The 11,760-nt window shown below is 72.3% G+C and carries 14 protein-coding genes; 3 read left to right on the top strand and 11 right to left on the bottom strand.

Annotated features, from left to right (window positions below; all coding sequences use genetic code 11):
- Positions 1 to 244: 244 nt before the first annotated feature.
- From ACIQ5Y_RS12465 to ACIQ5Y_RS12475, 3 genes are all read right to left on the bottom strand, one after another.
- Positions 245 to 619 (bottom strand): YbjQ family protein, encoded by a 375-nt coding sequence (locus tag ACIQ5Y_RS12465; protein WP_403878802.1) that lies wholly within the window; start codon positions 617 to 619, stop codon positions 245 to 247.
- 62 nt (positions 620 to 681) lie between these two features.
- Positions 682 to 1,353, bottom strand: coding sequence for a response regulator (locus ACIQ5Y_RS12470; protein WP_403878805.1), 672 nt, complete (start codon positions 1,351 to 1,353; stop codon positions 682 to 684).
- Positions 1,328 to 2,560, bottom strand: a complete 1,233-nt coding sequence (locus tag ACIQ5Y_RS12475; protein WP_403878808.1) for a sensor histidine kinase — start codon at positions 2,558 to 2,560, stop codon at positions 1,328 to 1,330. Before ACIQ5Y_RS12475 ends, ACIQ5Y_RS12470 begins: the two co-directional genes overlap by 26 nt.
- A gap of 353 nt (positions 2,561 to 2,913) precedes the next feature.
- Between ACIQ5Y_RS12475 and ACIQ5Y_RS12480 the strand changes: the two genes are divergently transcribed.
- Positions 2,914 to 3,414, top strand: coding sequence for a hypothetical protein (locus tag ACIQ5Y_RS12480; protein ID WP_403878811.1), 501 nt, complete (start codon positions 2,914 to 2,916; stop codon positions 3,412 to 3,414).
- 18 nt (positions 3,415 to 3,432) lie between these two features.
- Here ACIQ5Y_RS12480 and ACIQ5Y_RS12485 read toward each other — a convergent pair whose 3' ends face one another.
- From ACIQ5Y_RS12485 to ACIQ5Y_RS12510, 6 genes are read right to left on the bottom strand one after another with little or no spacing between them, the layout of a single operon-like run.
- Positions 3,433 to 3,780, bottom strand: a complete 348-nt coding sequence (locus tag ACIQ5Y_RS12485) for an NTP pyrophosphohydrolase (protein WP_403878814.1) — start codon at positions 3,778 to 3,780, stop codon at positions 3,433 to 3,435.
- 17 nt (positions 3,781 to 3,797) lie between these two features.
- Positions 3,798 to 4,820: an AAA family ATPase gene (locus ACIQ5Y_RS12490; RefSeq protein ID WP_403878817.1), complete on the bottom strand. Its 1,023-nt coding sequence runs from the start codon at positions 4,818 to 4,820 to the stop codon at positions 3,798 to 3,800.
- A 3-nt stretch (positions 4,821 to 4,823) separates the two neighbouring features.
- The gene (locus ACIQ5Y_RS12495) at positions 4,824 to 6,032 is read right to left on the bottom strand and encodes an RNA ligase (protein WP_403878820.1); all 1,209 of its coding nucleotides are present in this window, start codon (positions 6,030 to 6,032) and stop codon (positions 4,824 to 4,826) included.
- A 57-nt stretch (positions 6,033 to 6,089) separates the two neighbouring features.
- A complete protein-coding gene (locus ACIQ5Y_RS12500) occupies positions 6,090 to 6,776 on the bottom strand; it encodes an epimerase (RefSeq protein WP_403878823.1) in 687 nt (228 codons plus the stop codon).
- Positions 6,777 to 6,796: 20 nt separating this feature from the next.
- Positions 6,797 to 7,231 carry a VOC family protein gene (locus ACIQ5Y_RS12505; RefSeq protein ID WP_403878826.1) on the bottom strand — a complete coding sequence of 145 codons (435 nt, stop codon included), beginning with the start codon at positions 7,229 to 7,231 and terminating at the stop codon, positions 6,797 to 6,799.
- A 9-nt stretch (positions 7,232 to 7,240) separates the two neighbouring features.
- Positions 7,241 to 8,197: a hypothetical protein gene (locus ACIQ5Y_RS12510; protein WP_403878829.1), complete on the bottom strand. Its 957-nt coding sequence runs from the start codon at positions 8,195 to 8,197 to the stop codon at positions 7,241 to 7,243.
- A gap of 366 nt (positions 8,198 to 8,563) precedes the next feature.
- Here ACIQ5Y_RS12510 and ACIQ5Y_RS12515 point away from each other — a divergent pair, with 366 nt between their 5' ends.
- Positions 8,564 to 9,142 (top strand): YdeI family protein, encoded by a 579-nt coding sequence (locus ACIQ5Y_RS12515; protein ID WP_403878831.1) that lies wholly within the window; start codon positions 8,564 to 8,566, stop codon positions 9,140 to 9,142.
- Between the two features lie 24 nt (positions 9,143 to 9,166).
- Here the strand turns inward: ACIQ5Y_RS12515 and ACIQ5Y_RS12520 are convergent, their stop codons facing one another.
- The gene (locus tag ACIQ5Y_RS12520) at positions 9,167 to 10,270 is read right to left on the bottom strand and encodes a hypothetical protein (RefSeq protein ID WP_403878834.1); all 1,104 of its coding nucleotides are present in this window, start codon (positions 10,268 to 10,270) and stop codon (positions 9,167 to 9,169) included.
- 190 nt (positions 10,271 to 10,460) lie between these two features.
- Positions 10,461 to 10,886, bottom strand: a complete 426-nt coding sequence (locus ACIQ5Y_RS12525; protein WP_403878837.1) for a DUF5997 family protein — start codon at positions 10,884 to 10,886, stop codon at positions 10,461 to 10,463.
- 59 nt (positions 10,887 to 10,945) lie between these two features.
- On the opposite strand from ACIQ5Y_RS12525, the gene ACIQ5Y_RS12530 reads away from it, so the two are divergent.
- Positions 10,946 to 11,752, top strand: coding sequence for a LysR family substrate-binding domain-containing protein (locus ACIQ5Y_RS12530; RefSeq protein ID WP_403878840.1), 807 nt, complete (start codon positions 10,946 to 10,948; stop codon positions 11,750 to 11,752).
- Positions 11,753 to 11,760 lie beyond the last annotated feature (8 nt).

The following is an 11,760-nucleotide window of genomic DNA, read 5'->3' on the forward strand; positions in this document are numbered from 1 at the left end:
TGCATTACGGTGGGGCACGAGGGCCTTTCTGGTCGCCGGTGCAGATGTCGCAATCCACACCGAGCCAGAAGGCCCTCACCCATTTCAAGATCCCTCAGTCGAGACCTGCATCACCCGTCCACAACCTCCCGGGACAGAACACCTAGGGCTCCGCCCCGGACCCCGCGCCTCAAACGCCGGCGAGGCTGAAAGAACCGGGCTCCGCCTGGGAGGTCGCATCGGGCCTCCGGGAAACCGGTGACGGTCAGGTGGAGGCGGGGACCAGGACCACGGCCGTCCCGTACGCGCACACCTCGGTCCCGACGTCGGCCGCCTCGGTGACGTCGAACCGCATCATCAGCACGGCGTTCGCGCCTCGCGCCTTCGCCTGTTCGATGAGCCGTTGCATGGCCTGGTTGCGCGTCTCCACGAGGGTCTTGGTGAGTCCCTTCAGCTCGCCGCCGATCATCGACTTCAGGCCTGCGCCGATCTGGCTGCCCAGGTGGCGGGAGCGCACGGTGAGGCCGAAGATCTCGCCGATGACCTGCTCGACCCGGTATCCGGGGACGTCGTTGGTGGTCACGACGAGGATGCCGGTCTCGTGCGCCCCGGGACCGCCGCCGTAGTCTTCGATTCCCATGGCACCCACTCTCGCCCTGCCCGCCGCCGCCCGCATCCGCAGGGCCCGCCCGCGGTTCCGGGTCAGCCGGTCCGGGTGACCATGCCGAACTCGTGGGCCAGGACCACGGCCTGGGCGCGGCTGGCCAGCGCCAGCTTGCTCATGCAGCGGTGGACGTGCGTCTTGACGGTGGCGGCGCTGAGGAAGAGCCGCTGGGCGATGTCGGTGTTGGAGAGCCCCGCTCCGACCAGGCCGAGCACCTCGCGCTCGCGCGGGGTCAGGGTGTCCAGACCGGGGTGGGAGGTGTGGGTCCGGGCGGGGGTGGCGTAGGTGTCGATCAGCCCGCGCAGCGCGCGGGGGCTGAACAGCATCTCGCCGGCGTGCACGGTGGAGATGGCGGCGAGCAGCCGGTCGGGCGGGGTGTCCTTGACCAGGAAGCCGCCGGCGCCGACGCGGAGCGCGCGCAGGACGTACTCGTCGGAGTCGAAGGTGGTGAGTACGAGCACCTTGGGCCCGCCGTCGGCGGACGCATCGCGTCCGCCCGCCACGATCCGTTCGGTGGCGGCGATGCCGTCGGTGCCGGGCATCCGGATGTCCATGAGGACGACGTCGGGTCGGGTCTCGGCGGCGAGCCGGACGGCCTCCTCGCCGTCCTCGGCCTCGCCGGCGACCTCGTAGCCGGGCGCCGCGGTCAGCAGCGCGGTCAGTCCGGACCGGATCAGGAAGTGGTCATCGACGACGAGTACGGACGGCATCCGCGTCCTCCCCTGCTGCTCGGGGTACGGGGACCCGCAGACTGACTTCGAAACCGCCCTCGGGCGCGGGCCCGGCGGTCACCGTGCCGTGGTAGATCGTCGCCCGCTCGCGCATGCCGATCAAGCCCTGGCCCGTGCTCGTGCCGGGGCCGGCCGGGACCGGGTCCGGCGTCCGGCCGCTTCCGGTGTCCTTGACCCGTACGTGCACCTCGTCCTCGCCGTAGTGGACCCGGACGGTGGTCCGCGCCCGCGGAGCGTGCTTGATCACGTTGGTGAGGGCCTCCTGGACCACGCGGTACGCGCACAGGTCGATGCCGGGCGGGAGCTCGTACGCCGTTCCCGTGACGCGTACGTCCACGGGCACCCCGGCCTCCCCCACCCGTTTGACCAGCTCGTCCAGCCGTCCGAGCCCCTGTACCCCGCCGTCCGCTCCCTGCGGGCCGGACTCGGGCCCCGGGCCCTCCTCGCGGAGCACCAGCAGCATCCGGCGCATCTCGGCCAGTGCCTCGCGGGCGCTGTCCCCCACCGTGTCCAGGGCCCGGCGGGCGGTCGGCGGGTCGGAGGAGAACACGTACGCGGCGAGCCCGGTCTGGACGGCGATCACCGAGACGTGGTGCGCGATGACGTCGTGCAGTTCGCGGGCGATCTGGATGCGCTCCTCCATGACGGCCCGGCGGGCCTTCTCCTCCTGTTCCAGGCGCAGCCGGCGGGTGAGTTCGCGCAGCCGCCGGGCGCCGTCGCCGGCGACCCAGCACACGATGGTGGACACCGTCACGAAGCCCACGCTGAGCGCGCCGATGCCCGGCTCCGCCAGCCGGGTGCCCCACAGGAGCACGGCCAGGCTCCCGGCGGCGCACCGGACCGAGACCCGGCGCGGACACAGGGAGGCCACCGTGTAGAGGGCGAGGAGCATGCCGCAGACGGCCACGACGTGGTAGTAGCCGAGCGTGAAATAGGTGCCGACGCAGAGGGCCGTACCGGCGAGGATCGGGACCGGGAATCGGCGTCGCAGGGCCAGCGGCAGGTAGACGGCGGCCAGCAGGGCGTAGGCGAGCGCGTCGGTGTCCCGCCAATAGCCGTTCGGATCAGGCCAGTTGTGGAGCATCGTGGTGGAGATCCACAGCGAGCCGAGGGCGTACACGACCTCGCTGACCACGGGCAGCACGGCGCGGAGCCGGACCGCGGCCGGGTGTGTGGCCAGGTGCACGTCAACCCCCCTTGTGTACACCCCTCGTTGTACAGGGTCGCCACCCTTGGTGGTAGGCGGATGTCAACCCGCGGATGGGCGCGGCCGTGGCCGGCGGGCCCGTACGTTGGGCCGAGCCGGTTCACCGGCCGGCACCGGCCCTTCCCCTCGGGGCCCCTGCGTGGCCGTGCCCGTTCGGGGGCGGGCACGGCCACGCACGCCGATTCCGCGTATTGGGCATATCGGGCTAACCGACGGTGCGCCACCCGAAGGCCCGGCTCCGTCCTGGCCATAGTCGTCCGTGGCAACCGCCCGGTTGCCGCCCCGTGCCGCGCTCGGCGGCCGGGCGGAAGTCTTCACAGAGGAGCCGGCTCATGCTGAAGTCCACCAGGACCATCCTCGCCCTCACCGCCGGGAGCCTGGTGCTCGGTCTGGTCGGTGCGGGCACCGCGGTCGCGGAGGACGGCGGGTTCCGCGCCGCGGGCCACACCACCGGCAAGGTCGTCTCCAAGGGCCCGCTGAAGGTCCGGAGCAAGCCCAGCACCCACTCGCGGGCCGTCGGCGAGGTACGCCCGCACAGCAAGGTCGACATCAAGTGCAAGAAGCGCGGCGAGAGCGTCGACGGGAACAACATCTGGTACCGCCTGGCGGAGCGCGACGACAAGTGGGAGCACGGCGACTCCGAGAACGGGAACTCCGAGAACGGCGACTGGCAGAACGGCAAGCCCGAGAAGGGCGGCAAGGAGCACGGCGACTGGCAGAACGGCAAGCCGGAGAACGGCACCCGCCCGGACGCCCGCAAGGCGTACGAGAAGGAGCGCTGGGTCTCCGCCCGCTACGTCGAGAACCACGGCCGGGTGGAGTACTGCCGCTGAGCCGTCCGCCCGCTCCGGTCAGTCCGGCGGGCGTACGGCGCGCGGTCCCACGCACCGCGCGCCGTACGCCCGCACCCTCTCCCGCAGTTCGCGGTCGGCCGTGACCACCACGCAGTCGCGGTCCGCGTAGGCCGCCACCAGCTCGACGATCCGGTCGTCGCCGCTGCCGGGTGCCGGGTCCACCCGTACCCCGGGTACGGACTCGACACCCCGGGCCGCGCCTTCGACGACGAGGACGATCTCCTCGCCGGCGTCGCGCGCGGCCAGCCGGTCGCGCAGCCGCTCGGCGGCGCCCCGCCGGTCCCGCCACCAGCCGTCCGGCACCGAGCCGACGACGTTCGCGGCGTCCACGATCAGCACGCTCATGCGTCCGCGCCCCGGCCCTAGAAGTCGCCGTAGTTGACCTGCCAGGTGGGCAGGCCCATCCGGCGCCAGACCGCGACCACCCGGTCCCGGTCGTCGAGTGACACGCGTACCGCGTACCGGTGGCGCACGTGCGCGTCGAAGAGCTCCGACTTCACCACGTCGTCGCGGCGCTGGTCACCGGCCGCGCGCATCCACAGCTCGTCGTACGGGACTTCGTGCCGCGCCAGCCAGCGCTCGGTCTGCGGCCGGAACTCCTCGCTCCGCCCGGACAGCAGCACGATCGTGTCGCCGTCGGCCCGCCGGAAGGCCTCGAGGGCGTGCCGGACGGACTCGTTGAGCAGGTCGAGCTCGCATCGCGTGAAGTCGTACGGGCCCCGGTCGCCGGTCAGCGCGAGAGTGCCGTCGATGTCGCACATCACTGCGGCGGGCAGTGCCGGATCGGGGACGTACTCGGTCACCGGGGGCACGGCGCCGCCGCCGGAACCGCCGTTCATCCACTCCGAGGTCAGCCGCCAGCCGCCCTTGCGGGCCTTCTCGTGCTTCTCGGCGAGGATGCGGATGATCTCCTCGCCGACCTGGCGTTCCCGGCCGGCGTCCCGGCGCAGGCACTCCTCCAGCGGGACGTCGGTGAAGTCGTGCACGACGAAGGTCGCGAGGCCGCCGACCGCCGCCTTGAGCCGCTTGGGGATGTGCTTGGTCAGGTGGGTGTTGTCGACGACCACGTCGAAGCCGCCGTCGACCGCGGCGCGGACGGCCGCGTCCTGGACCGCCAGCACCGTCTGCTCATGCGCGAAGCTGCGACCGCGCTCCGGGTCCGGCAGGTCGAGCATGCTGCGCAGGTCGTCGAGGTTGACGCGGCGCATGCGCCCGCCCGCCTCGGCCTGAAGGGCGCGCGCGGCCGTGGTCTTGCCGGAGGCCGGGAGGCCGGTCATGACGTGCACGACGGGCAGTCGGTCCTCCTCGGCCGCGGTCTCGGTCGCCGCGTCGATGACGCCGGTGGCATCGGTGACGTCGGCGGGTGCGGGTGTCTCCTCGGACACGGGTCAGTTCTCCTCGTCGTTCGTGAAGGGGTCGGAAGCCTCGGGCCGGACGTGCCGCCAGACCACGAGGTCCGTCGGCTTGCCGTCCAGGCGCAGGAACATCGCGGCACGGATCGCGCGGTCGGGCAGCTCCTTCACCGCGCGCGCGAACGCGCCCCGGTCCGCGGCCAGATGCGCGAGTCCCGCGTACGCCTCCTCCACCGCGCGCTCGCGGCGCCCCGCCTCGTCCTCGAAGCGGGCGATCATCTCGCGCACCCAGGTGTCGAACTCGTCGGGCACCTGGTCCAGCAGCGCGTCGAGCGGCTTGCCGCCCGCGGCCTCGATCTCGGCGACCGTGCAATTGAGGCCCTGCGCGAGCTGCTTGACGGGCAGGCCGGCGAACCGCTGGATGCCGTGGGCACGCCAGATGTCCCGCTCGGTGACCTTGGTGAGCACCCGGTGGAGCCGGACGTACTCGGACAGCTTGGCCTTCGCCCGTACGCCGGAGGCGAAGCGCAGGACGAAGCCCTCCGCGTCGATGCCGGTCGCCGCGGCGCCGCCGGGCAGGGTGTTGGAGGCGGTCAGCGCCATCAGCTCGTCGAGGGGCATGGCGGGCCACACCGTGACGATCGAGCCGATGCCCTCCCAGTGGGCGGCGGCTTCCGCGAGCGGGACCTCGACTCCGTCCGTGCCGAAGGCGGCGAGGAGCACGAGGTCGCGCCGGTCGCCGTAGTCGACGACGATGCGGTTGCCCGGGTAGAGGATCTCGGCGAGGTAGGTGACCCCCGGGCGCAGCGCCGAGGTGTCCTTGCCGTCGAGCCGGCGCTGGGCCCAGGTGGCCTGTGCGCTGATGAAGGATCCCTTGGAGGCGACGTGCCAGCGGCCCGCGTAGTGGAAGACCACGCCGAGGCTGCCGTCGACCTTGTCGTACACCTCGAACGGCTCGTCCGGCAGGGCGGGCGCGTAGGGCCGCCCCGACTCGTGCTCGCCGACGTTGAAGAACTTCGGCAGCGGCAGCGCGATGATCGCGCCGGTGGTGTCGTCGGCGACGAGCCCGCGGCAGCGCGTGGTGACCTGGTTCCAGACGTGTTCGTACTGCGCCGTCCGCGTGTAGGTGTAGATGGACAGCGGCAGTTCGGGGTGCGTCTTGCGGGTCACGTGGCTGGCCTCGATCGCGTGGTCGAGCGCCTGGGCGGGCAGCAGGTCGTGCAGAGTCAGGGTCTCCTGGCTCATGGGTTCCTCCCGGTTTGAGATGCGTCATTCTGACGCGCGGGAGGTTCTGCCCGGTACTTAATTATGCCTGGTCACGCCCGCGCCCAGGCGGTTGATGTCGGCGGGCCTCAGGATGTGCCCCGGGACCTCGGTACCGGGCGTGGCGACGGCGATCATCGCGCGGCCCACCTCCTCGGAGGTGCTGACGAGGTTCGGCGCGACCCGGCGGAGCAGCCGGATCAGCGGCGCGGTGACCGCGTACAGGGTGCGGTAGAGCCGGGTCTTGGAGGGCACCCCGCGCACCGGCTGGACGATGCCGGGGCGGAACATGTAGGCGCGGAAGGGCAGTTCCATCAGGGCGTTCTCGGTCCTGCCCTTGACCCGGGCCCACATCAGCCGGCCGCGCTCGGTGCCGTCCGTTCCCTCTCCCGAGACGTAGACGAAGGTCATCCCGGGGTTGGCGGCGGCCAGCGGCCGGGCCACGGCGAGCGTCAGGTCGTAGGTGACCCGCCGGTACGCCTCTTCCTTCAGGCCGACGGAGGAGACGCCGAGGCAGAAGAAGCAGGCGTCGTAGCCGGCCGGGTCGACGCCGGCGGCGGCGAGGTCCGAGGGATCGTCCTGGACGCGCTCGCGGAGCTTGGGGTGGCTGACGCCGAGCGGGCTGCGGCCGATGGCGAGCACCTTCTCGACGGAGTCGTCTCGCAGGCACTCGCGCAGGACGCCGCGGCCGATCATTCCGGTCGCGCCGAACAGGATGACGTTCACGGCACCAGCGTAGGACTCCGTCAGTGCGAGATGCAGAGTTCGTTGCCCTCGGGGTCGGTGAGTGTCGTCCACGCGGAGGGGCCCTGGCGGCCTTCGTGGAGGCGCTTGGCGCCCTTGGCGACGAGGCGTTCCACGACGGCCTGCGGATCGTCGTCGCCGGTACGCACGTCGAGGTGCACCCGGTTCTTGACCGTCTTGGCCTCGGGCACGAACTGGAAGAGCATCCGCGGCGCCCGCTCCAGCCCCTCCGGGTGCCGGATCCCGGCTCCGGCCTTCCAGACGAGGGTGCCGCGGTGGGTGGTGGTGTCCTCCATGCTCGCGTGGCCCGCGGCGACCACGCCGCGGATGAACTCCTCGTCGCTCCGCTCCACTTCCCACCCGAGGGCGTCGGCCCACCAGTCGGCCAGCGTGTGCGGATCGGCGGAATCGATGGTCACCTGAAACGTGTATGCCATTCCCGAACCCTACCTTCGATCGTTCACATGTTCGAGTCGACGGCGAGAGGTGATCATGGCGACGCAGGTCAGGACGCAGGCGCCGACCGCGATCCAGAGGAGCACCTCGCCCAGCGGGAACAGCCATGCGATGCCCGCGGGTTCCGCCACGGAGAGGCAGGCGGTGGCCGTCATGCCGAGCGGGAAGACGGTGGACCAGCGCCGGATGTCGTAGCGGTGCCGGGGATGGCGCAGTTCGGCGGCGAGGAGGACCACGTACCAGACCAGGGACAGCGCGAGCAGGATCAGGGTGACCGTGCGCAGGGCCGTGTGCGCGGCGCCGGTCCACACGGACGACGCGGTGAGTTTGGAGCCGGCGAGGGCGGAGATGGACAGCGCCCCGCCCGCCACCCAGTGGTCGCCCGCACCGCTCGACACCTCGCGCAGGTCGAAGCGGAGCAGGGCCGCCCCGTAGAGCAGCAGCCCGAGGAGGAAGAGGGCGAGCGCGGCCTGGGCAAGCCATGCGAGGCCTCCCGCGGCGGCGAGGGTCGCGGCCAGGACGGCGAGCCCCTGGGTGGCCACGCAGACGAGGAACCCCGCGCCCGGCATACGGCGGTGCCAGTGCCGCAGGACGTGCAGCAGCAGCCCCGGCCACAGTACGGCGGCCAGGACGAGCAGGGCCGCGGCGGTGGTCTGCAGGCCGAGCAGGGAGATCCGGGTGCCGAGCACGGTGGTGGCGGCCACGGCGGTGAGGGCGGCCGGGGTGTCGGCCTCCGCGCGGAACCGCCGGCGGTCGCCCAGCAGGCGGGCCGTGAAGTCGGCGGCCAGGACGAGCCACAGCGCGGCCGCGATGACCAGCGCCGCGAGCGACAGCGCCTCGTGGCCGGTCAGGTGCAGGCCGACGGAGAGGATGCCGGTGGCCATGACGGCGGCCCCCGCCGCGGGCGGGAGTCCGGCCCACCAGCCACGGTCGGGGAAAGGGCTCACCCCTCCAGCGGACCCCACCCGCGGCCGGGCCGCCACTTCGGCCGATCCGGCCGATTCGGCCGAACGGACCGCTCAAACCCTTTGCGCGGATGATCAACAGACCCTGCGCGCGATGCACACACCCGCTCGCGGGCCGCCCCTAGGCTCGTACCGGGACGAGGGCCGCCGGTCCGTCACAGGGGTACGGATCGGATGGTTCCGCGGATCGACGCGCTGCCGCGGCGGCGGCCACGAGATCCGCACGCGTCGCGAGCGCGGACGGGCCGCCACGGGGATCGGGTATCACCGTGGCACCCGGCCGCGCTCGCCGGTTTCCGGTGGCCATTTCCCTGCGTACGACGCCCTCTGCGGCTATAGCCTGACCGGATGGACGATCTTGACGGAGTGGAGATCATCGCCTTCCCGGACGGCGAGGCGTTCGAGAACTGGCTCGCCGTGCACCACGAGCGCCGCGAGGGCGTGTGGATCAAGGTGGCGAAGAAGAAGTCCGGCATCCCGACGGTCACCGACGGCGAACTGGTCGACATCGGGCTGTGCTACGGCTGGATCTCCGGGCAGCGCCGCTCGCTCGACGAGCGGTACTACCTCCAGAAGTACGTGCCGCGCCGGCCCCGGAGCCTGTGGTCGCGGGTCAACGTCGACAAGGTCGCGGCGCTGACGGCGTCGGGGCGGATGCGCGAACCGGGACTGGCCGAGGTGCGCAGGGCCCAGGCGGACGGCCGGTGGACGGCGGCCTACGAGTCCCAGAGGACGGCGGCCGTACCGCCCGACCTCGCGGCGGGGCTCGACGCCCGTCCGGAGGCGAAGCGGGCGTTCGAGGCGCTCGACAGGAGCGGGCGCTACCAGGTGATCCTGCCGCTGCTCCAGGCCCTCGCGGCGGATACCCGCCAGGCCCGCCTCGACCGGGCCCTGCGCCGGCTGGAGGCCGGCGAAGGCCCGGGATGAGCCGCGGAGGGGAGCGGAGCGGGCTCAGGGCCGGCCGAGCCGCGTGTAGAGCCCGATGATCGTGTCCTTGTCGGCGATCAGCGGGAGCGTGTCGAAGTAGAGCTCCCACTCGCCCCGGGGGCCGAACCGCTCGACGATGCCGAAGGGGACGTCGACTCCCTTGTCGCTGCTGACCGTGCCGTGCCACTCGACGTAGGTGGTGGCCTCCCCGAAGGCGACCTGGCCCGACTTCAGCTTGACGTCCGCCTGCCGGAAGAACCTCTGGAGGTAGGCCGTCCTGCCCGCCTCGGTGGTCAGGGGGCGGTCCAGGCCCGGACCGGTCAGTCGGGCGCCGCCCATCCGGCCGGCCAGGGCCGACACGTCCTCGCCGTTCCAGGCCGCGAGCCGCGCCGCGATCTCCTCCGGTCGGAAGCGCTCCGGTGCCCGGCGGCCCGCGTCCCCGGGGCCGGCCTTGGCATCGGTCTCGGCGACGCCTTCGAAGAGGGGGCGCAGCTCCGGGGCGATGGGCGCGAAGAGTACGTAGCGGTCGTAGTAGCGGCGGGCCTGGATGGTCTTGCCGTCGTCGGAGAGCACGTTGCGGGCGATCTGGGGGTAGCTCACCTTGTGGCCCTTGACGGTGACCTCGTTGCGCTGGCCGAACATCATCACCGCGCCGTCGGCCACCACGTCGGTTCCCGTGTACCGGAGGTCGGGGGCGAGTGCGAGCGAGCGGGTGATCGAGGTGCCGATCGCCGTGCGGCCGCGCTGCACGGGGCCGCCGGCCTCCCAGAGGGTCGCGTCCTCGTCGAATATGTCGAGGTAGGCCTGGACCCTCGGGTGGGTCGGCTCGCCCGGCTGCGGCGGGGTTCCGGTGGGGATCTCGCCGAAGGCGATCTGCCGCTTGATGAACGCGCAGGCGTTCGGGGTGATCCGGCCTTCCAGGCGCTCGACCTTGTCCCGGACCTCCGCACAGGCGCTCTGCCGCGAACGCGCGGCGTCCCACGTCGGGTCGGCGGCGGCCGTCACCGTACCGAGGGACAGTCCTGCGGCGACCACGGCTACCGCCGCCGTGAGGCGACCGCCACGGCCCTTCACGCCACGCGTCCGCTCCGTCCGCGCCTGCCCCTGCGTCTGCCGCACAGCCGTCATTCCGGCACTCTCCCCTGGTCGCCCGTGTGTCCGCGCCCTCGCCCGGACCGGGTGGAACCAACCCTGCCGGGCGGCCCGAGGAAGATCGATTACCTGTGGGGTAATGCCGGCGCGAGGGGTGGAAGCCGTCAGGCCCGGCTTCCCCGTGGGGAAGCCGGGCCTGACGTGAGGGGTCGGCGAGGTCAGCCGGTCAGGAGCGCGAACCGTCGGCCTTGTCGTCCTTCTGCGCGGCCTTCGCCGCCTTCTCGGCGTGCAACTCCTTGATGCGGACCGTTTCCTTGCGGACCTCGGCCTGCGTGGCGCGCTCGCGCTGCAGCCACTCGGGAGACTCCTGCTTCAGCTCCTCGATCTGCTCGGTGGTCAGGGGCTCGGTGACCCCGCCGCGGGCGAGGCCCGCGATGGACACGCCGAGCTTGGCCGCGACCACCGGGCGCGGGTGCGGGCCGTTGCGCCGCAGATCCTGAAGCCACTGGGGCGGGTCGGCCTGCAGCGCACTCAATTCACTGCGCGAGACGACACCCTCCCGGAACTCTGCGGGGGTGGCCTCGAGGTACACGCCCAGCTTCTTCGCCGCGGTCGCGGGCTTCATCGTCTGGGTGTTCTGGTGCGACGTCATGGTGTCAAGGGTATCGAGCGTGTGCGCTACCTCCGACCACGACCGGTTAACCTGGCGGGGTGACAGGCTCGGAAGTACCCCATTCGTTCCGTCTCGCCTATGTACCGGGCGTGACCCCCACCAAGTGGGTACGGATCTGGAACGAGCGGCTGCCCGACGTCCCGCTGGCCCTCGTCCAGGTGTCCCCTGCCGAGTCGTTCGGCGCGCTGCGCGGAGGCGACGCCGACGCGGGTCTCGTCCGGCTGCCGGTCGACCGTACGGATCTCAGCGCCATCCCCCTCTACACCGAGACCACCGTGGTCGTGATCCCCAAGGACCACCTCGTGGCGGCCGTCGAGGAGATCACCACCGCGGACCTCTCCGACGAGATCGTGCTGCACCCCCTCGACGACACCCTCGACTGGGAGAAGCTGCCGGGCCGGCCCGCGTTCGAGCGCCCGGAAACGACGGCGGACGCGATCGAGCTGGTGGCGGCGGGCATCGGCGTACTCGTCGTCCCGCAGTCCCTGGCCCGCCTGCACCACCGCAAGGACCTCACGTACCGGCCCGTCACGGACGCGCCCGAGTCGCGGGTCGCGCTGTCGTGGCGGCAGGAGGACACCACGCCCGATCTGGTCGAGGAGTTCATCGGCATCGTCCGCGGCCGTACGGTCAACAGCACGCGCGGTCGCGGCGGCCCGACGCCGCCCCAGCCGAAGGCCAAGCGCGCCGAAGCGGGCGGGGCGGCGAAGCGGAAGCCCGCGGCGGCCGGGAAGTCCGGCGGCAGGACGGGCGGCAAGGCGGGCGGCAAGAACCCGCGCGGCGGCGCCGGCGGCGCCAAGGGTGCCAAGTCGACCCCCAAGCGCGGGAAGCCGCGCAGCCGCTAGAAGGGACA

Origin of the sequence: Streptomyces sp. NPDC096339 (genome assembly GCF_044762985.1) — a bacterium.
GTDB lineage: Bacteria > Actinomycetota > Actinomycetes > Streptomycetales > Streptomycetaceae > Streptomyces.

Coding starts and splice junctions, on each gene's coding strand:
- ACIQ5Y_RS12495 (WP_403878820.1), bottom strand. CDS start 6,032: ATGAGCCAGGAGACCCTGACTCTGCACGACCTGCTGCCCGCCCAGGCG.
- ACIQ5Y_RS12525 (WP_403878837.1), bottom strand. CDS start 10,886: ATGACGTCGCACCAGAACACCCAGACGATGAAGCCCGCGACCGCGGCG.
- ACIQ5Y_RS12505 (WP_403878826.1), bottom strand. CDS start 7,231: ATGGCATACACGTTTCAGGTGACCATCGATTCCGCCGATCCGCACACG.
- ACIQ5Y_RS12515 (WP_403878831.1), top strand. CDS start 8,564: ATGGACGATCTTGACGGAGTGGAGATCATCGCCTTCCCGGACGGCGAG.
- ACIQ5Y_RS12480 (WP_403878811.1), top strand. CDS start 2,914: ATGCTGAAGTCCACCAGGACCATCCTCGCCCTCACCGCCGGGAGCCTG.
- ACIQ5Y_RS12470 (WP_403878805.1), bottom strand. CDS start 1,353: ATGCCGTCCGTACTCGTCGTCGATGACCACTTCCTGATCCGGTCCGGA.
- ACIQ5Y_RS12465 (WP_403878802.1), bottom strand. CDS start 619: ATGGGAATCGAAGACTACGGCGGCGGTCCCGGGGCGCACGAGACCGGC.
- ACIQ5Y_RS12485 (WP_403878814.1), bottom strand. CDS start 3,780: ATGAGCGTGCTGATCGTGGACGCCGCGAACGTCGTCGGCTCGGTGCCG.
- ACIQ5Y_RS12520 (WP_403878834.1), bottom strand. CDS start 10,270: ATGACGGCTGTGCGGCAGACGCAGGGGCAGGCGCGGACGGAGCGGACG.